General features: G+C 60.9%; 14 protein-coding genes and 2 pseudogenes. 9 read left to right on the forward strand and 7 right to left on the reverse strand.

The features are described from left to right. Positions 1-7: 7 nt before the first annotated feature. Positions 8-2,044: a sensor histidine kinase gene (locus tag ACF6ZU_RS06140; RefSeq protein ID WP_392890967.1), complete on the forward strand. Its 2,037-nt coding sequence runs from the start codon at positions 8-10 to the stop codon at positions 2,042-2,044. Positions 2,045-2,046: 2 nt separating this feature from the next. Continuing rightward, entirely contained in the window at positions 2,047-2,628 is a 582-nt protein-coding gene (locus tag ACF6ZU_RS06145; RefSeq protein WP_392890968.1) for a cob(I)yrinic acid a,c-diamide adenosyltransferase, read from the forward strand. A 95-nt stretch (positions 2,629-2,723) separates the two neighbouring features. Here the strand turns inward: ACF6ZU_RS06145 and ACF6ZU_RS06150 are convergent, their stop codons facing one another. The 4 genes from ACF6ZU_RS06150 to secA all read right to left on the reverse strand — a co-directional run bounded on the left by ACF6ZU_RS06150 (position 2,724) and on the right by secA (position 8,518). Then, positions 2,724-3,674 carry a Nudix family hydrolase gene (locus ACF6ZU_RS06150; RefSeq protein ID WP_392890969.1) on the reverse strand — a complete coding sequence of 317 codons (951 nt, stop codon included), beginning with the start codon at positions 3,672-3,674 and terminating at the stop codon, positions 2,724-2,726. Then, entirely contained in the window at positions 3,671-4,303 is a 633-nt protein-coding gene (locus ACF6ZU_RS06155; RefSeq protein WP_392890970.1) for a glutathione S-transferase family protein, read from the reverse strand. Before ACF6ZU_RS06155 ends, ACF6ZU_RS06150 begins: the two co-directional genes overlap by 4 nt. A gap of 139 nt (positions 4,304-4,442) precedes the next feature. Continuing rightward, positions 4,443-5,660, reverse strand: a complete 1,218-nt coding sequence (gene argJ / locus ACF6ZU_RS06160) for a bifunctional glutamate N-acetyltransferase/amino-acid acetyltransferase ArgJ (RefSeq protein ID WP_392890971.1) — start codon at positions 5,658-5,660, stop codon at positions 4,443-4,445. A gap of 122 nt (positions 5,661-5,782) precedes the next feature. Next, positions 5,783-8,518: a preprotein translocase subunit SecA gene (gene secA, locus ACF6ZU_RS06165; protein ID WP_392890972.1), complete on the reverse strand. Its 2,736-nt coding sequence runs from the start codon at positions 8,516-8,518 to the stop codon at positions 5,783-5,785. Positions 8,519-8,825: 307 nt separating this feature from the next. On the opposite strand from secA, the gene ACF6ZU_RS06170 reads away from it, so the two are divergent. Further along, positions 8,826-9,281, forward strand: a complete 456-nt coding sequence (locus tag ACF6ZU_RS06170; protein WP_392890973.1) for a DUF721 domain-containing protein — start codon at positions 8,826-8,828, stop codon at positions 9,279-9,281. A 121-nt stretch (positions 9,282-9,402) separates the two neighbouring features. Here the strand turns inward: ACF6ZU_RS06170 and ACF6ZU_RS06175 are convergent, their stop codons facing one another. Beyond that, positions 9,403-10,890, reverse strand: coding sequence for a helicase HerA-like domain-containing protein (locus ACF6ZU_RS06175; RefSeq protein WP_392890974.1), 1,488 nt, complete (start codon positions 10,888-10,890; stop codon positions 9,403-9,405). Between the two features lie 318 nt (positions 10,891-11,208). On the opposite strand from ACF6ZU_RS06175, the pseudogene ACF6ZU_RS06180 reads away from it, so the two are divergent. From ACF6ZU_RS06180 to ACF6ZU_RS06200, 5 genes and pseudogenes are all read left to right on the forward strand, one after another. Next, positions 11,209-12,048: pseudogene (locus tag ACF6ZU_RS06180) on the forward strand (cache domain-containing protein); the annotation flags it as partial. 309 nt (positions 12,049-12,357) lie between these two features. Next, a pseudogene (locus ACF6ZU_RS06185) lies at positions 12,358-12,954 on the forward strand (methyl-accepting chemotaxis protein); the annotation flags it as partial. A 188-nt stretch (positions 12,955-13,142) separates the two neighbouring features. Continuing rightward, positions 13,143-14,264: a glycosyltransferase family 4 protein gene (locus ACF6ZU_RS06190; protein WP_392893719.1), complete on the forward strand. Its 1,122-nt coding sequence runs from the start codon at positions 13,143-13,145 to the stop codon at positions 14,262-14,264. Next, the gene (locus ACF6ZU_RS06195; RefSeq protein WP_392890975.1) at positions 14,257-15,033 is read left to right on the forward strand and encodes a DUF2334 domain-containing protein; all 777 of its coding nucleotides are present in this window, start codon (positions 14,257-14,259) and stop codon (positions 15,031-15,033) included. Before ACF6ZU_RS06190 ends, ACF6ZU_RS06195 begins: the two co-directional genes overlap by 8 nt. Continuing rightward, the gene (locus ACF6ZU_RS06200; RefSeq protein ID WP_392890976.1) at positions 15,030-16,025 is read left to right on the forward strand and encodes a YbhN family protein; all 996 of its coding nucleotides are present in this window, start codon (positions 15,030-15,032) and stop codon (positions 16,023-16,025) included. Before ACF6ZU_RS06195 ends, ACF6ZU_RS06200 begins: the two co-directional genes overlap by 4 nt. Before the next feature lie 982 nt (positions 16,026-17,007). Here the strand turns inward: ACF6ZU_RS06200 and ACF6ZU_RS06205 are convergent. Both ACF6ZU_RS06205 and purU read right to left on the reverse strand, forming a co-directional pair. After that, positions 17,008-17,181: a hypothetical protein gene (locus ACF6ZU_RS06205; protein ID WP_392890977.1), complete on the reverse strand. Its 174-nt coding sequence runs from the start codon at positions 17,179-17,181 to the stop codon at positions 17,008-17,010. An 87-nt stretch (positions 17,182-17,268) separates the two neighbouring features. Beyond that, on the reverse strand, positions 17,269-18,117 hold the full coding sequence (purU, locus tag ACF6ZU_RS06210; RefSeq protein WP_262172206.1) for a formyltetrahydrofolate deformylase: 849 nt from the start codon (positions 18,115-18,117) through the stop codon (positions 17,269-17,271). Positions 18,118-18,456: 339 nt separating this feature from the next. On the opposite strand from purU, the gene mvaT reads away from it, so the two are divergent. Beyond that, positions 18,457-18,834, forward strand: coding sequence for a histone-like nucleoid-structuring protein MvaT (mvaT, locus tag ACF6ZU_RS06215; protein WP_007933316.1), 378 nt, complete (start codon positions 18,457-18,459; stop codon positions 18,832-18,834).

Raw genomic sequence — 18,834 nt, forward strand, 5'->3', positions numbered from 1 at the left:
GAAACTGATGCCATTGCGCCAGCGCCTTGAAAACCTTCCGGTCGGCCAGAAACTGCTGGCCGCCCTGCTGGTGCTGTTGACCACCGTTCTGCTGGTCGCCAACCTCACCTTCATCAGCGCGGCTTATTACATTTCCCAGGAAAGCATGGCGCCCCAGGCCCTGCAGACCATCGGCCGGCTGGTGTCCAACCCGAGCCTGGTGGCCGAAGCCTTGCAGTCGCCGCAAAGCGCCGAACGCCTGCTCAATGAACTCAACAGTTACTCACCGCTGCGTGCCGCCGCCCTGTATGACGGCAAGGGCGAACGTCTGGCGCAGCTGCAACGCGGCGATCACTTGAACCTTCCGGAGCGCTTCCGGCACATCGAATCCTGGCAAGCTACCGAGTTTCGCAGCAATCAGTTGATCACCCTGCCCCGCCCCGGCACCGCGCCCGGTCATTTGTTGCTGGTCGCCAGCAGCGAATTGCCGATGGCCTTTTATACGGGCACGTTGACCGCCAGCCTCGGGATCCTGATCTTCAGTGTGCTGTTGTGGCTGGTGATCGCCCGGCAGATCAAACGCCTGATCACCCGGCCGATCCATCAGCTGGAAGAGCTGTCCCGCCAGGTAACGCGGGAAGAAAACTACGCCCTGCGCGCCTCCCGCGGCAATCACGACGAAATCGGCAGCCTCGCCGAGGCCTTCAACACCATGCTCTCGCGTATCGAGGCACGGGAGCAGCAACTCAAACGCGCGCGGGACGACTCCCAGGCCGCGTACGACCAGGCCCAGGGCCTGGCTGAAGAAACCCGGCACACCAACCGCAAACTGGAACTCGAAGTCCAGGTGCGCAGCAAGATCGAGAAGAAACTCACCGGGTTCCAGAATTACCTCAACAGCATCATCGACTCCATGCCGTCGGCGCTGATCGCCCTCGACGAGCAGCTCTACGTGACCCAATGGAACCAGGAAGCCAGCGCCCTCTCCGGCACGCGCCTGGACGAAGCGCTGAACCAGCCGATCTTCCTTGCCTTCGAACCGCTCAAGCCATTTCTGCCGCAACTCAAGCAAACCGTCGAACAGCACACGGTGGCGAAGATAGAGCGCGTGACCTGGCTGAAGGACGACGAGCCCAAGCATTACGCCCTGACCTTTTACCCGCTGATGGGCGGTGCCGGGCGCGGTGTGGTGATCCGGATCGACGACATCACCCAGCGCCTGTCGCTTGAAGAAATGATGGTGCAGTCCGAAAAAATGCTCTCGGTCGGTGGTCTCGCCGCCGGCATGGCCCACGAGATCAACAACCCGCTGGGCGCGATCCTGCACAACGTGCAGAACATTCGCCGACGCCTGTCCCCGGAGCTGCCGAAGAACCTCGAACAAGCCGAACAGATCGGCATCGAGCTGGACACGGTCAACGAGTACCTGAAAGTACGTGAAGTGCCGCAGTTGCTCGATGGCATTCAGCAGGCCGGCGCCCGGGCGGCGAAGATCGTCACGCACATGCTCAGTTTCAGTCGCCGCAGCACCCGGCAAATGGCCCCGTGCGATCTGCCGGCACTGATCGATCAGGCCGTGGAAATCGCCGGCAACGATTTCGATTTGGCGATCGGTTTCGACTTCAAGGGTCAGGCGATCATTCGCCAGTTCGACCCGGCGCTGGGCCCTGTTCCCGGCACCGCCAACGAGCTTGAGCAAGTGCTGCTCAACCTGCTGAAAAACGCCGCGCAAGCCATTCACCAGCGTGAAGACGACCGCGAGCCGGGGCGCATCATCCTGCGCACGAAGCTGAATCCGCCGTGGGCGGAAATCCAGGTCGAGGACAACGGCATCGGCATGAGCGAAAACGTCCGCAAACGCACCTTCGAGCCCTTCTTCACCACCAAGGAAATCGGCCAGGGCACCGGGCTTGGCCTGTCGGTTTCCTATTTCATCATCACCAACAACCACAAGGGTCAGATGGAAGTGCAATCGACGCTGGGCCAAGGCACCTGTTTCACCCTGCGTCTGCCGCTGGCGAGCACCCCGCTTGTCTCTCAAGAATTCAATCAGTTATCGAGGTAACCATGGGCTTTCGCTTGTCGAAGATCTACACCCGCACCGGCGACAAGGGCGAAACCGGACTGGGCGACGGCCGCCGTGTGCCCAAGGATCACCCGCGAATCGAGGCCATTGGCGAGGTCGATACGCTGAACAGCCAGGTGGGCGTGCTGTTGGCCGGGCTGGAAGCGGAGCGTGAGCAGTTTCCAGGGCTGAACGAAGTCATCGAGGTGCTGGCGCCCTGTCAGCATCGGTTGTTCGATCTAGGTGGCGAACTGGCGATGCCGGAGTATCAGGCGCTGAATGCGGCCGAGATCGAGCGCCTGGAAGCGGCGATCGATGTGTGGAATGAAGAGTTGGGACCGCTGGAGAATTTCATTCTGCCGGGCGGGTCCGCGCTGATTGCCCAGGCCCATGTGTGCCGGAGCCTGGCGCGCAGTGCCGAGCGGCGATGCCAGCATTTGAATGCGCTTGAGCCACTGGCCGGGGTTGGCCTGGCGTACATCAATCGATTGTCGGATCTGTTGTTTGTGGTGGCGCGGTTGATTGCCAAGCGGCAGGGGATTGCGGAGATTTTGTGGCAGCCGGCGGCGAAACCTGGGGTTTAATTGGCGCCCTTCAGGACGCCATCGCCGGCAAGCCGGCTCCTACAGGAGTTCGCGTAACCCTGTAGGAGCCGGCTTGCCGGCGATGAGGCCGGTAGCTACACCAGAGAATCCGGCCAGAACGCGCGAATCCCCGCCACACCCTGGGCACCCGCCGCCCAAGCTTTCTGCTGTTCTGTCGGCCCGACACCGCCAAGCAGGAACACCGGTTTGGTGAAACCCTCGATCAACGCCGAAGCCTGCTCCCACCCCAGCGCCTCAGCCCCCGGGTGCGTCAAGGTCGGCTGCACCGGCGACAGGGTCACAAAGTCCACGCCCATCTGTTCCGCCAGCGCCAGCTCCTCGGCGTTATGGCAGGACGCCGCCAACCAGCGCGACGCCGGCAAAGGGCGGCCGGCCGCCGCGTATTTGCGCAGTTGGGCCGATGTGATGTGCCAGCCTGCCGAAGGGAAATCGCCGAGCCACTCGAACGGCCCCTTGATCATCAACTGCGCCTTGCCGGCACACAGCCCCGCTGCATCCACCGCCAGGTCGCGGTACTTTGGGTCGTAGCCGTTGGGCGCGCGCAGCTGGATCAGCTTGATCCCGCCGGCAATGGCCTTCTGGATACCGCGCAGCAAGGCCGGGGTTTCCAGGTCTTCCGGGGTGATCAGATACTGCGCGGGCAAACGCGCGGCGGCCACGATTGGCTGATTGGCCGCCGGAAACTCGTAGGCCAACAGATCACGCGGCGCGACCCACTCCAAAGGCTGCCCTTCGGCGCCATGGGGTTCGCCGGTGAAGGCAGAGACTTCCCAGACATCCAGCAAAACCTGCTTGTCCGGGTAGTCATGACGAACCTTGATCAGCGGTCGTGCCGCGCCGACCACAATCCCCAGCTCCTCGTGAAGTTCACGGGCCAGCGCGGTTTCGACCGACTCGTCAGCCTCGACCTTGCCACCGGGAAATTCCCACAGGCCGCCCTGATGCTGAGTGTCGGCACGGCGGGCAATCAGGATTTTGCCGCTGTTATCGCGGATCACCGCAGCGGCTACGTGTACTCGTTTCACTGCCCGATCTCCTCCAGACCTGCCTTTTGCCAGGCCTTGAAGGCCGGCCATTGGTAGATCGTTTCGATGTAGGCCTCGTCCACCGCCGGCAATTTCACCTGATAGGTGCGCAGGCGCACGGCAATCGGGGCGAAGAAGGCGTCGGCCAGAGTCGCGCGGCCAAACAGGTACGGCCCGGCTTCGTTCGAAGCGGCTCGGCATTCGGCCCACAAGGCCTGCATGCGTTCGATGTCTGCCTGCACGTCAGCCGGGACCGGCGACAACGGTGCGTCGCGGCTCAGGTCAAACGGCATGTTGCCGCGCATCGCGAAGAAGCCGGCGTGCATCTGCGCGCACGCCGAACGTGCCTGTGCGCGGGCGGCGACATCCTTGGGCCAGAGACCCGCTTCGGGGAACTGTTCGGCCAGGTACTCGGCAATTGCCAACGAGTCGGCGATGGTGCCGTGTGCGGTTTTCAGCAACGGAACTTTGCCGGTCGGCGAATGCTTGAGCAGGCGTTCACGGGTGTCCGGCTGGTTGAGCTTGATGAGTTCTTCGGTGTACGGGGCGGCGGCCAGGTCGAGTGCCAGTGCGCCGCGCAGGGACCAGGAGGAAAGCAGTTTGTCGCCGATGATCAGGTGGAGGCTCATGTTCGGACGCCTTTTGGTAAGTGGAACAGGCCAGAAGCTTTAGTGTCTGGTCGGCCGCCTTCGCGAGCAGGCTCGCTCCCACAGATAAGATGCAATCCCCTGTGGGAGCGAGCCTGCTCGCGATTGGGTCAACTCGGTCTTACGTACGGTACTCGGCGTTGATCTTCACGTATTCGTGGGACAGGTCGGTGGTCCAGATGGTTTCGCTGCAATCGCCGCGACCCAGTTCGATACGGATGGTGATTTCTTCCTGCTGCATCACCGCCGCGCCCTGGGCTTCAGTGTAAGTCGATGCGCGCGCGCCTTTGCTGGCGATGCACACTTCGCCGAGGAACACGTCGATCTTGCTCACATCCAGGTTTGGCACGCCGGCGCGGCCGACGGCGGCGAGGATGCGGCCCCAGTTCGGGTCGGACGCGAACAGTGCGGTCTTGATCAGCGGCGAGTGAGCCACGGTGTAGCCGACGTCCAGGCATTCCTGGTGATTGCCGCCGCCGTTGACTTCCACGGTGACAAACTTGGTCGCGCCTTCGCCGTCGCGAACGATGGCCTGGGCGACGTCCATGCACACTTCGAATACGGCCTGCTTCAGCTTGGCGAACAATTCTCCGCTCGCCGAGGTGATTTCCGGCAGCGCAGCCTGACCGGTGGCGATCAGCATGCAGCAGTCGTTGGTCGAGGTGTCGCCGTCGATGGTGATGCGGTTGAACGACTTGTTGGCGCCGTCCAGCAGCAGGTTTTGCAGGACGTCGCGGGCAACTTTGGCGTCGGTGGCGATGTAGCCGAGCATGGTCGCCATGTTCGGACGGATCATGCCCGCGCCCTTGCTGATGCCGGTGACGGTAATGGTCACGCCGTCGTGCTGGAACTGGCGGCTGGCGCCTTTTGGCAGCGTATCGGTGGTCATGATGCCGGTGGCGGCAGCTTCCCAGTTGTTCACCGACAGGTCGTCAAGGGCGGCTTGCAACGCGCCTTCGATCTTCTCGACCGGCAGCGGTTCGCCGATAACACCCGTGGAGTAAGGCAGCACCAGGCTGGCATCGACGCCGGTCAGTTCAGCCAGTTTGGCGCAGGTGCGCTCGGCGGCAGCCAGGCCTGGTTCGCCGGTGCCGGCGTTGGCATTGCCGGTGTTGGTCAGCAGGTAGCGCACTGGCCCCTGCACGCGCTGTTTGGCCAGGATCACCGGCGCGGCGCAAAAAGCGTTAAGGGTAAACACGCCGGCAACGGTGGAGCCTTCGGCACAGCGCATGACCACGACATCCTTGCGCCCCGGGCGCTTGATGCCGGCCGAGGCGATACCGAGTTCAAAACCGGCAACCGGGTGCAACGTTGGCAAAGGACCAAGACCAACAGCCATGAATGCGCTCCTTAATAAATGATGTCAGCACCGCTTTCAGGAAGAACGGTGGTGTAAATGGCAAAACGCCGCGACGGCTGATGCCGGTCGCGGCGCGGGTATTTCAGCGTATGAAACGGGTTTTACTGGATCTGCCCGTGGCAATGCTTGAATTTCTTGCCCGAACCGCAGTAGCACAGTTCGTTACGGCCCAGCTTCTGCTCATTGCGAACCGGTGCGGTAGCGAGGGCTACATCAACCTCTTCACCGAGCAGTTCCGGTTCTTCGAGACCAGGCGCTTCAGCGTGCTCGAACTGCATGCGCGCCGCCAGTGCCTCGGCTTCCTGACGCAGACGCTGCTCTTCTTCGATCGGATCTTCGCGGCGAACCTGAACGTGCGACAGCACACGGATCGAGTCGCGCTTGATCGAATCCAGCAGCTCGGAGAACAGCGTGAACGACTCGCGCTTGTACTCTTGCTTCGGGTTCTTCTGGGCGTAGCCACGCAAGTGGATGCCGTGACGCAGGTGGTCCATGGTCGACAGGTGGTCTTTCCACAGGTCGTCCAGCACGCGCAGAACGATTTGTTTCTCGAAGGTGCGCAGCGCCTCGGCGCCCGCCTGGTCTTCTTTCTCGTTGTACGCTGCGATGAGCTCCTGCATCAGCTTCTCGCGCAGGGTCTCTTCGTACAGGTGATCGTCTTCGTCGAGCCATTGCTGGATCGGCAGCGACACACCGAAGTCGCTCTGCAACGCCGCTTCCAGACCGGCCACGTCCCACTGCTCAGGCAGCGATTGTGGTGGAATGTGAGCGCTGACAGTCGCGTTGAGTACGTCCTGACGGAAATCGGCGATGGTTTCACCGATGTTGTCGGCGGCCAGCAACGTGTTACGCATGTGATAGATCACTTTACGCTGTTCGTTGTTGACGTCGTCGAACTCGAGCAGTTGCTTACGAATGTCAAAGTTGCGGCCTTCAACCTTGCGCTGAGCCTTCTCGATGGCGTTGGTCACCATGCGGTGCTCGATCGCTTCACCGGACTGCATGCCCAAGGCTTTCATGAAGTTCTTCACCCGATCAGAGGCGAAGATGCGCATCAGGCTGTCTTCCAGCGACAGGTAGAAACGGCTGGAACCGGCGTCACCCTGACGACCGGCACGACCACGCAGCTGGTTGTCGATACGGCGCGATTCATGACGCTCGGATGCAATCACCTGCAAACCGCCCGACTCGAGCACTTGCTGGTGACGCTTCTGCCAGTCGGCCTTGATCTGGGCGATCTGCTCCGGCGTAGGGTCTTCCAGGGACGCGACTTCCACTTCCCAGTTACCGCCCAACAGGATGTCGGTACCACGACCGGCCATGTTGGTGGCGATGGTCAATGCACCCGGACGACCGGCCTGGGCAATGATCTCGGCTTCCTTTTCGTGGAACTTGGCGTTGAGGACCTTGTGCTCGATACCTTCCTTCTGCAGCAGCGCAGACATGTGCTCGGAGGTTTCGATGGTGGCAGTACCCACCAGCACCGGACGGCCCTGGGTCATGCATTCCTTGATGTCGTTGATGATCGCCGCGTATTTCTCGTCGGCGGTCAGGAACACCAGGTCGTTGTAGTCTTTACGCGCCAAAGGCTTGTTCGGCGGGATCACCATGACCTGCAGGCCATAGATCTGATGGAACTCGAACGCTTCGGTGTCTGCGGTACCGGTCATGCCGGACAGCTTGTTGTACAGACGGAAGTAGTTCTGGAACGTGGTCGAGGCCAGGGTCTGGCTTTCGGCCTGGATGTTCAGGTTTTCCTTGGCTTCGATGGCCTGGTGCAGACCTTCGGACAAACGACGGCCCGGCATGGTGCGGCCGGTGTGTTCGTCGACCAGGACAACCTGACCGTCCTGCACGATGTACTCGACGTTGCGGTTGAACAGCTTGTGCGCACGCAGACCGGCGTAAACGTGGGTCAGCAGGCCCAGGTTGTGCGCCGAGTACAGGCTCTCGCCTTCGCCCAGCAGGCCGACGCGGGTCAGCATGTCTTCGATGAACTGGTGACCGGCTTCGTTGAGTTCGACCTGGCGGGTCTTCTCGTCAACGGTGTAGTGGCCGGCCTTGGTGACTTCGCCTTCGACTTCTTCGACGTGCAACTGCAACTGCGGGATCAGTTTGTTGATCTCGATGTACAGCTTGGAGCTGTCCTCGGCCTGACCGGAAATGATCAGCGGCGTACGGGCTTCGTCGATGAGGATGGAGTCGACTTCGTCGATCACGGCAAAATTGAGTTCGCGCTGGAATTTTTCTTCCATGCTGAACGCCATGTTGTCGCGCAGGTAGTCGAAACCGAATTCGTTGTTGGTGCCGTAGGTAATGTCGGCGGCGTAAGCCAGGCGTTTCTCTTCCGGCGGCTGGAACGGCGTGACCACGCCGACCGTCAGGCCGAGGAATTCATAGAGCGGACGCATCCAGTTGGCGTCGCGGCGAGCCAGGTAGTCGTTCACGGTAACAACGTGCACGCCCTTGCCGGACAGCGCGTTCAGGTAAACGCCCAGTGTGGCCACCAGGGTCTTGCCTTCACCGGTACGCATTTCCGCGATCATGCCTTCATGCAAGGTCATGCCGCCGATCAGCTGGACATCGAAGTGGCGCATACCCATGACGCGCTTGCCGGCTTCGCGGGCGACCGCAAAGGCTTCTGGCAACAGCTTGTCGAGGGATTCCCCTTTGGCGATGCGGGCCTTGAACTCATCCGTCTTGGCACGCAATTGATCGTCCGAAAGGGCCACCATTTGCTCTTCGAAGGCATTGACGAGTTGCACCGTCTTGAGCATGCGTTTGACTTCACGCTCATTCTTGCTTCCAAAAAGTTTCTTTAACAAAGGCGCAAACATATCGGCAGGATCTTCCACACTAAAGGGATGGAGGGCGGCCCCGTGAGTCGCCCGTGCAGCCCTCATGGCCGCATGCGAACGAGCATTCTACCCGGAAACGATGGTGAGGAAAGTGGCGTTATTCCACGATGCATGCACTGCGCTGTAACGGGGCTCACTTAAAATAAGGGCTTTTTGCTGAACTTCAAGCCGCTTACGGCAGAAGTTACTTGTTGATTTAATGGGTAAAGCGCGCGCAAAGCAATGGGTCGGGTGCAACCAGTGCTTTCTGCTACCATGGCGGCTCTGTTACTTCAGGTGTCTGATCATGGCATTTCGCCCTCTTACGGCCAGAGCACCCGCCGTTCTGCTTCGCGAAGCCAAACCGCTGAAAGCCATTTTTGGCCATGCTCAACGCCTGGGTCATTTACAACGTCTGCTCGAAAGCCAATTGCAACCCGCCGCCCGCGAGCATTGCCATGTGGCGTCGTGGCGCGAAGGCAGTCTGTTGCTGATTGTCACCGACGGTCACTGGGCTACGCGCCTGCGTTATCAGCAGAAGCGCTTGCAACGGCAGTTGCAGATGTTTGACGAGTTCGCCAGCCTGACGCGGATTCTGTTCAAGGTGCAGCCGCCGACCGTTCAGCAAGGCGCGGCAGGGCACACCATCAGTCTGTCGACAGATGCGGGCGCGACCATCAAGGCCACGGCTGACGGGATCAGCGATCCGAATCTGCGGGCCGCGCTGGAACGGCTGGCGGCCCACGCCAAACCCAAGGACTGACACAGAACGAATGTGGGAGCGAGCCTGCTCGCGATGGCGGCGTATCAGTCACCATTTTTATTGGCTGACACTACGCCATCGCGAGCAGGCTCGCTCCCACAGTTTTGACCGTGGTGAGAAGTTATCGGCGTTTACTGCCGCCCAGCAGCGACCCCATCAACCCGCGCACCAACTGCCGACCCAACTGATTGGCCGCCTGTCGCATCGCCGATTTCAGTGCCTGCCCTGCCGCCGTGCCGAGGAACTCCCCGGCCTTGTCGGTAAAACTCGGCTCCTCGGGCGCAGGTTTGCCCGGCGCGGCTTCGGCGTCTGGCGCCAGGCCTTTGCGTCCCATCAACACTTCGTAGGCCGACTCGCGATCCACCGGTTTGTCATACCGGCCCTTGAACGGCGAACCGGCGATCAGCAGCGTGCGCTCGGCCTCACTCAGCGGCCCGATCCGCGATTGCGGCGGCGCGATCAGGACACGCTGGACCATCCCCGGCGTACCTTTGTCCTGCAACGTGCCGACCAGCGCTTCGCCAATCCCCAGCTCAGTCAACACCGACAAGGCATCGAACGCTGGATTCGGTCGAAAACCTTCAGCCACTGCTCGCAGGGATTTCTGTTCCTTGGCAGTGAACGCGCGCAAGCCGTGCTGGATACGCAGGCCCAGCTGCGCCAGCACGTCATCCGGCAAGTCGCCCGGTGACTGGGTGACGAAATACACGCCCACGCCTTTCGAGCGGATCAGCCGCACGACTTGTTCCAGACGCTCCTGCAACGCCTTGGGCGTATCGGCGAACAACAAATGGGCTTCGTCGAAAAACAGCGCCAGCAGCGGTTTTTCGGCATCGCCGCGCTCCGGCAGTTGCTCGAACAGTTCGGCCAGCAGCCACAACAGGAACGTGGCGTAGACCTTCGGCGCTTCGTGCACCAGGCGACTGGCGTCCAGCAAGTGAATGCGCCCACGCCCGTCGGCCGTCGGTTGCAGAATGTCTTCGAGTTGCAGCGCCGGCTCACCGAACAGCGCTTCGGCGCCCTGCTGCTCCAGGGTCGCCAGGCGTCGCAACAGCGCCTGACTCGAGCCCGTGGTCATCAGCGCCGCATCGTCACCGAGCAATTCAGGGTGGTCGCGCAAGTGATTGAGCAACGCCTTGAGGTCTTTCAAATCCAGCAGCAACAGCCCTTCGCGGTCCGCGACCTTGAATGCGGCGTACAGCGCTGATTGCTGGCTGTCGGTCAGCTCCAGCAGAGCACCGATCAGCAACGGGCCCATTTCGCTCAAAGTGGTGCGCAACGGATGACCGGACTGACCGTGAATGTCCCACAAGGTGACGGGATACGCCTGCGGCTTGTGATTCAGCCAGGGCATCCCGGCGATGCGCTCGGCGATCTTGCCCTGAGGGTCGCCGGCGGCGCCGAGACCGCACAGGTCACCTTTGATATCCGCGGCAAACACCGCCACGCCCGCATCGCTGAACGCTTCGGCGAGTCGCTGCAAGGTGACGGTCTTGCCGGTCCCGGTAGCGCCCGCGACAAGACCGTGACGGTTCGCAAGGCGCATGGCCTGGGCGATCGGTTGCCCAGCTAGATCGGCACCGATAACGAGTTGCGATGAATCGTGCATGTTGTCACCCATGATTAAACCTTGATCGAACAGCGCCAATAATACACATTGTACTGCGCTGATAATCCGCTAGGGCGAGGACGGAATGATCAGCCTGACCTCAACCCTGCCCTTGCTGTCTGCCTTTATAAAAGCACGCCTTGGGCATTAAGACCTTATCGGAACCCCCAAGCCATGAATAAAAATATGCGCTTCAGCCATAAGATCCTGCTTGCCGCCGCCCTCATCGTCACCGCCGCCTTCGCTGCATTTACGTTGTACAACGACTACAAGCAACGCAATGCGATACGCCATGACCTGGACAACTCCCTGCAGGAAATGGGCAGGGTGACGGCCAACAATATCCAGACTTGGCTCAACGGCCGCAGCCTGCTGATTGAAAACCTCTCACAAAACATCGCGCTGGACGCGGACATCAGCAACATCACCCGACTGCTTGAGCAGAAGGCAATGGCGGCGGCGTTCATGGGCGTTTTTCTGGGCAGCAGCGATGGCACCTTTATCATCCGCCCCGACGCCAAAATGCCCGAGGGCTTTGATCCCCGCATTCGCGATTGGTACAAGAGCGCCCAAGGCAGCAGCGGCTCGGTGCTGACCGAACCCTACACCGACATGGCCACCGGCCAACAGGTCATTTCCATCGTCCACCGCGTATTCCATGACGGCCAGAACATCGGCGCAATCGGCGGTGACCTGAGCATGCAGATGATCATCGACAGCCTCAACGCGCTGGACTTTGGCGGCATGGGCTACGCCTTTCTGGTCAGCGCCGACGGCAAGATCCTGGTGCACCCGGACAAGGCACTGGTGATGAAATCCCTGGCCGAGGCCTATCCGAACAGCACGGCGCGCATCAGCAGCGATTTCAGTGAAGTGGACGTCGATGGCAAGACCCGCATCGTCACTTTCACGCCAATCAAAGGCCTGTCCTCCATCAACTGGTACATCGGTTTGTCGGTGGATAAAGACCAGGCCTTCGCGATGCTCAGCGAATTCCGCACCTCGGCGGCAGTGGCGACCGTCATCGCGGTAGCGATCATCATCGCCCTGCTCGGCCTGTTGATTCGCCTGCTGATCCAGCCGCTGCACGCCATGACCCGCGCCATGGTCGAGATCGCAGACGGTGAAGGCGACCTGACCAAACGCCTGAGCATCCGGAACAACGACGAATTCGGCCTGCTCGGCACCGCGTTCAACCGCTTCGTGGAGCGTATCCACGGGTCGATCCGCGAAGCGTCCTCGGCCACCGGCCAGGTCAACGAAGTGGCCCTGCGGGTGGTCGCGGCGTCGACCTCGTCAATGGACAACGCCGACCAGCAAGCCTCGCGCACCCGCAGCGTCGCCGCGGCGATCAATCAGCTCGGCGCGGCGGCTCAGGAAATCGCCCACCACGCCGCCCTGGCGTCCAGTCAGGCCAGCGACGCCCGCGGCCTCGCCGAAGACGGCCAGCACGTGGTGGATCGCAGCATTGTCGCGATGAACCAACTGTCGAGCGTGCTCAATGCTTCGAGTATCCACATCGAATCACTGAGCAGCCATACCGCGAACATCGGGCAGATCCTCGACGTGATCACCAGCATTTCCCAGCAAACCAACCTGCTGGCGCTGAACGCGGCGATCGAAGCGGCTCGCGCCGGTGAAGCCGGGCGCGGCTTTGCCGTGGTGGCCGATGAAGTGCGCAACCTGGCGCACCGCACCCAGGAATCGGCGCAGCAGGTACAGAGCATGATCGAGGAGTTGCAAGTCGGCGCCCGCGAATCCGTCAGCACCATGAACGACAGCCAGCGCCACAGCCAGGACAGCGTGGACATCGCCAATCTGGCGGGCGAGCGCCTGCACAGCGTGACCCTGCGGATTGGCGAGATCGACGGGATGAACCAGTCGATGGCGACGGCGACCGAAGAACAGACGGCGGTGGTCGAGGCGATCAATGTCGACATCACCGAAATCAATACACTGAACCGGGAAGGGGTGGAAAACCTGCAATTGACCTTGCAGGCGTGTTCGGACCTGGAGCGGCAGGCGGCGCGTCTCAAGCAATTGGTGGGAAGTTTCCAGATTTAGTGTCGGAACCACCCTCATCGCGAGCAGGCTCGCTCCCACAGGTTTAGCGCAAGACCTTGTGGGAGCGAGCCTGCTCGCGAAAGCGATGGCCCAAACACCCGACAACTCCCTGACACCCCGCCACACAACCCCAACCGAACATCTATCCTTCTTATAGGTCAACCAAGGGAGCACAACGGACCGGAGGACTGTTCATCGTGCATATCGCCGATATCACCATGTTCTACGCGCCTGCCAGCGGTGGCGTGCGCACTTATCTGGATGCAAAACACCGTCGCCTGGGGATCAAGCCAGGCATTCGCCACAGCCTGCTGATCCCCGGTTCGCACCTGAGTGAACTGGATGGCGTCTACACCGTTCCGGCTCCCGCCCTGCCCTTCGGCAAAGGTTATCGCTTCCCTCTACGTCTCGCGCCATGGCGCAATGTCCTGCAGGATTTGCAGCCCGATCTGATTGAAGTCGGCGATCCGTACCTCACTGCCTGGGCGGCGCTCGATGCCCGCCGTCAACTCGATGTGCCGGTGATCGGTTTCTATCATTCGGACTTGCCGCTGTTGGTCAGCAATCGCATGGGTAGTTGGGTCACGCCCAATGTCGAGGCGTATGTCAGCAAGCTCTATGGCAACTTCGACCGGGTGCTCGCTCCGAGCCAGATCATGGCCGACAAACTGATCGGCCTGGGCGTGAAGAACGTGTTCGTCCAGCCGCTGGGAGTCGACCTGCAGACCTTCCATCCCGATGCCCGAGACCCGGGCCTGCGCGCCAGGCTGGGCATCGATGAAAATAAGCACCTGCTGATTTTCGCCGGGCGCGGTTCCAAGGAAAAAAACCTGCCGGTGCTGCTCGACTGCATGAAACAGCTGGGCCGGCGCTATCACCTGCTACTGGTGGGCTCGTCGATGCCGGCGGTGGTGCCGGACAACGTGACGGTGATCGATGAGTTCTGCCCTGCGACGCAAGTGGCGAAACTGATGGCCAGTGCCGACGCGCTGATGCATGCCGGCGACCAGGAAACCTTCGGCCTGGTGATCCTAGAAGCCATGGCCTGCGGCATTCCGGTGGTGGCCGTGGCGGCCGGGGCCTTTCAGGAAATCATCACCCCTGATTGCGGCGTGCTTTGCGCACCGAACAGCGCCACGGCGATGGCCAGCGCGGTACGGGAGTTGTTCGGTTCGGGCAGTGCGGTGTTGGGCCAACGGGCTCGCCGCCATGTCGAACGGCATTACTCCTGGGACACCGTGGTCAACAGCCTGTTGGGTCATTATTACGCGGTGCTCGGCAGCCAATGGCCGCTGATCGCCAATGGTTGAACCCATGAACCCGACCAGCCTGCTATTGGTGCTGCACGATGTCGCGCCGCCCACCTGGGCCGATTACCAACCCTTTGTCGAAGCCGTCGACGCGCTGGGTAACGTGCCGATGACCTGGCTGGTGGTGCCGGATTTCCACAAGCACAACGACCTCGGCGATCACCCGGCGTTTCGACGTTTGCTCACCAGCCGCGCCGCCCGAGGTGACGAACTGGCTTTGCACGGCTACTTTCATTGCGATGAAAGCCCGCCGCCCAGCACCCCAAGAGACTGGTTCATGCGCCGCATCTACACCCACGAAGGCGAGTTCTACGAACTGTCCAGGGACGCCGCCCTCACCCGCCTGCGCGCAGGTATCGACGTATTTCAGCGCTACCACTGGCCGCTGCAAGGTTTTGTCGCCCCGGCCTGGTTGATGAGCGAAGGCACGCGTCAGGCGTTGCGCGAGTTGCCGTTGAGTTACACCAGCGATCCCCAGCATTTGTATCGACTGCCGGATTTCACCCCGGTCGATGCGCCGGGATTGGTCTGGAGTGCGCGCAGTGCCTGGCGACGCGGTGTGTCGAAGCTGGTCAGCGATCAACGCGAGCAACGCTGGCGCCAGGCGCCGGTGATTCGCCTCGGGTTGCATCCGGTGGACATGCGTCACGAATTCTCACGCAATTATTGGTTCCACACGCTCAAGCGTTTACTCGCCGAGGGTCGCGTTCCGATGACCAAGGCGCAATGGCTGGCGCAGCACTGCAACCGCATAGGCCACGCCGCATGAGCCGCGGAATTCTGTTGTTGGTCGCGCTGCTCGCCGCGGTGCTCATTCCTCTGTTGCTGGGTGGTAACCAGACCTGGGCGCGGTTGCAGAGTTTTCCATTGAGCTGGCTGCTGATCATGTTCGGCATGATCCTGCTGTGCTGGGGCGTAAACACCATGCGCCTGCGCCTGTTGTTGGGCGATCAGCGTGACAAAGTCAGCCCGGTCAAAAGCCTTGGCGTGGTGATGGCCGCCGAATTCGCCTACTGCGCCACACCGGGTGGCAGCGGCGGGCCGTTGACGATCATGGCGCTGCTGGCGCGCAACGGCGTGCGGCCGGCCCGGGGCAGCGCGGTTTTCGCCATGGATCAGCTGAGCGATCTGTTGTTCTTTCTCTGCGCGTTGAGCGGGATTCTGATTTATGCGCTGTTCCAGCACCTCAGCGAGCGTATGGAGTGGCTGCTGATGGTCAGCGCCGTGTCGATGTTCGGCGGGTTGCTCAGTTGCGTGGTGCTTGCGCGCTACCATCGGCTGCTGATCCGTTTGAGCGGGCGGCTGCTCGCCCGCCTTAATGTCAAAGGCTCGACGCGGATGCGCTGGGCGCGAAAACTTCTGCACTTTCTGGCGGCCTTCACTGAAACGCTGAAGTTGCCCCTTCAGACATTGATCAAGGTGTTTGCCCTGACTTGCGTGCATTGGGTACTGCGCTACAGCGTGTTGTATCTGGCGTTGCGCGGGCTGGGGGCGGATTTGCAGTGGGCCTGGAGTTTTCTGATTCAGATGCTTTCGTTGAGTGCCGGCCAGTTCAGTCTGCTGCCTGGGGGAGCCGGTGCGGCGGAGTTGACCTCGGCAGCGCTGCTGGCGCCGATGGTGGGCAAATCCACGGCAGCGGCGGCGATTCTGATCTGGCGGGCGGTGACTTATTACTTTTATCTGGTGGTGGGGGGGCCGGTGTTTTTGCTGATGCTGGGGCGGCCGCTTTTGAAGAGGTTGGTTCGGGTTAAGCAGGTTTAGGTTTTTTTGTTTGTGTACATATCCGTTGGTGGGGTAACGGCGCCTATTGGTTTCGCCCTTACGGCGAGTCACTTGGAAGAGCCCCAAGTAACCAAGGGCTCTTGCCCCTTTCGTTCGGTGCCTCGCTATGGCTCGGCATGCCCTCGCTCCGGTCCTGCTCCGTGGGCCTCTCGAGGGGGCGTGCACCGCAAGATCAAAAGCAAAGGCGAGCTAACGCTCGGCCTGATGAGTGGTGAAGATCAAAAGCGAACGCGGTTCCCTGTAGGAGCCAGCTTGCTGGCGAAAAACGCCCAGACATCGCGTTCATCCAGGCATCCCGCGTCATCGTTAACGTCCATCGCCAGCAAGCTGGCTCCTACAGTTTTGACCGTGTGAACCCGATCCCCGTGTGGGAGCGAGCCTGCTCGCGAAAAACGCCCGGACACCGCGTTCATCCAGACAGCCCGCGTCATCGTTGACGGCCATCGCAAGCAAGCTGGCTCCTACCATTTCGACCGTATGAACCCGATCCCTTGTAGGAGCGAGCCTGCTCGCGAAAAACGCCGGGACACCGCGTTCATCCAGACAGCCCGCGTCATCGTTAACGTCCATCGCCAGCAAGCCGGCTCCTACACGGGATTGGTGTACAGGTCCGGAATGAGGGAACGCGTACGCCAAAGAGCCAGGTCGGCTTTAAGGCCGCCTCGGCGGCTGTGGCGGTGGTCGCCCCCTCGAGAGGCCGAGCGCAGGTTCTGCGCAGTGGGCAACCCGGCATGGATGCCGGGTTAGCCGCCCCCGGCCATGGATGGCCGATGGCGGCGGGCCCATGGAGCAGGACCGGAGCGAGGCACCGAACGAAAGGGGCAAAAGCGCTTGGTTACTTGGCGCTTTTCCAAGTGACTCGCCGTAAGGGCGAAACCATTAGCAGCCGTTACCGCAGCAATGGATATGTACTCCGAAAAAAAAGTCGCCGGATAGACCGCTATCGGCGGCAACCCGTCTCCTACAAGTCAGGGTCCGCATCAGGCTCAGGATTCAACTCCTCCCACAACTCCGCCGCCCCCGGAAACTCAGTGCCGTCATCCGGGCTCAGGTCATCCGGATCGTATCGGCTCAAACACCCCTCACCCAACGTCGCGGGAGCCTTGGAAGTGGCTTTGTCGAGCGGATCGGCCATGGTCAAAATCCTCAATGCAGAAACGGCGAAGGGCCTGCAGCGATTGAACGCCCAGGCCCTCCGAATTTCAACTGTGTCGTGCGGGAATCAGAACACCACGGTCTTGTTACCGTGCACCAGCACCCGGTCTTCCAGGTGATAACGCAGCCCACGGGCCAGCACCATTTTCTCGACGTCACGGCCAAAACGCACCATGTCTTCGATGCTGTCGCTGTGGCTGACACGCACCACGTCCTGCTCGATGATCGGGCCGGCGTCCAGCTCTTCAGTCACGTAGTGGCAGGTCGCACCGATCAGCTTCACGCCGCGCAGCGAGGCCTGGTGATACGGCTTGGCGCCAACGAACGACGGCAGGAAGCTGTGGTGAATGTTGATGACCTTGTGCGCATATTCGCTGCACAACTCCGGTGGCAGGATTTGCATGTAACGGGCAAGTACCACCACCTCGGCATCATGCTGTTTGACCAGGCGCGAGACCTCGGCGAACGCCGGCTCCTTGTCCTGCGGATTGACCGGCACGTGGTAGTACGGAATACCGTGCCATTCCACCATGCTGCGCAAATCGTCATGGTTGGAAATCACGCAGGAGATTTCACAGTCCAGTTCATCGCTGTGCCAGCGGTGCAGCAAGTCGGCCAGGCAATGGGACTCGCGGCTGGCCATCAACACCACGCGTTTTTTCTGCGCGGTATCGGTGATGCGCCAGTTCATCGAGAACTCTTCGGCAATCGGCGCGAAGGCTTCGCGGAAAGCTTCAATACCGAAAGGCAGCGAATCGGCACGTATTTCGTGACGCATGAAGAACCAGCCACTGAGGTTGTCCGAGTGGTGGCTCGCTTCAGTGATCCAGCCGTTATGTGACGCCAGAAAGTTACTGACTTTAGCAACGATACCGACGCGGTCCGGGCAAGCAATCACCAGCCGAAAAGTGCGCATGAGGGGGAAACTCCAGAACTTCGCAAAGGCCGCCATTCTAGCGATAACGCAGAAAAACTGCAGTATTGATGACGCCCTGCGTGGCGCGCGGGTCTCTGATTCAGGCGTTGAAGGCGCCCTCTACCGGCGCAGCGCTGATCTTGTCGGTACTCTTCAAGCACTCATTTGTGAATATCTGTGATACCTGCGTCACACTATTTAACTGCACATCCAGTTGCCGCCCTATTCTTCACAACTAAATTAAATAAACCCCGGTTTAATGTTTACTTGATGAAACACCCTGACTATTATTGCCGCACTGTCCCCTGCCATCCTGCGTCCTGACATAAGGTAGTCTCCATGTCCTTGATCAACGAATACCGTGCCACCGAAGAAGCTATCAAAGAGCTGCAAGCCCGTTTGAAGAACCTGTCGCAAGACGACAAACTGCAAACCGAGCTGGAATTCGAAGGCAAACTGCGCACCCTGATGGGCGAATACTCCAAGTCGCTGCGCGACATCATCGCGCTGCTGGATCCAGAATCCAAAACCAAGGCTCCACGTGGCGGCGCAGTAAAAACTACTGGCACCAAGCGCGCTCGCAAAGTTAAACAATACAAAAACCCGCACAACGGCGAAGTCATCGAAACCAAAGGTGGCAACCATAAAACTCTGAAAGAGTGGAAAGCCAAGTGGGGCGGTGACGTGGTAGAAGGCTGGGCAACCCTGCTGGGCTAA

Origin of the sequence: Pseudomonas migulae (assembly GCF_043225285.1) — a bacterium.
Classification (GTDB): domain Bacteria; phylum Pseudomonadota; class Gammaproteobacteria; order Pseudomonadales; family Pseudomonadaceae; genus Aquipseudomonas; species Aquipseudomonas migulae_C.

Coding starts and splice junctions, on each gene's coding strand:
- ACF6ZU_RS06195 (WP_392890975.1), top strand. CDS start 14,257: ATGGTTGAACCCATGAACCCGACCAGCCTGCTATTGGTGCTGCACGAT.
- ACF6ZU_RS06155 (WP_392890970.1), bottom strand. CDS start 4,303: ATGAGCCTCCACCTGATCATCGGCGACAAACTGCTTTCCTCCTGGTCC.
- ACF6ZU_RS06175 (WP_392890974.1), bottom strand. CDS start 10,890: ATGCACGATTCATCGCAACTCGTTATCGGTGCCGATCTAGCTGGGCAA.
- mvaT (WP_007933316.1), top strand. CDS start 18,457: ATGTCCTTGATCAACGAATACCGTGCCACCGAAGAAGCTATCAAAGAG.
- ACF6ZU_RS06200 (WP_392890976.1), top strand. CDS start 15,030: ATGAGCCGCGGAATTCTGTTGTTGGTCGCGCTGCTCGCCGCGGTGCTC.
- ACF6ZU_RS06205 (WP_392890977.1), bottom strand. CDS start 17,181: ATGGCCGATCCGCTCGACAAAGCCACTTCCAAGGCTCCCGCGACGTTG.
- purU (WP_262172206.1), bottom strand. CDS start 18,117: ATGCGCACTTTTCGGCTGGTGATTGCTTGCCCGGACCGCGTCGGTATC.
- ACF6ZU_RS06170 (WP_392890973.1), top strand. CDS start 8,826: ATGGCATTTCGCCCTCTTACGGCCAGAGCACCCGCCGTTCTGCTTCGC.
- argJ (WP_392890971.1), bottom strand. CDS start 5,660: ATGGCTGTTGGTCTTGGTCCTTTGCCAACGTTGCACCCGGTTGCCGGT.
- secA (WP_392890972.1), bottom strand. CDS start 8,518: ATGTTTGCGCCTTTGTTAAAGAAACTTTTTGGAAGCAAGAATGAGCGT.
- ACF6ZU_RS06145 (WP_392890968.1), top strand. CDS start 2,047: ATGGGCTTTCGCTTGTCGAAGATCTACACCCGCACCGGCGACAAGGGC.
- ACF6ZU_RS06140 (WP_392890967.1), top strand. CDS start 8: ATGCCATTGCGCCAGCGCCTTGAAAACCTTCCGGTCGGCCAGAAACTG.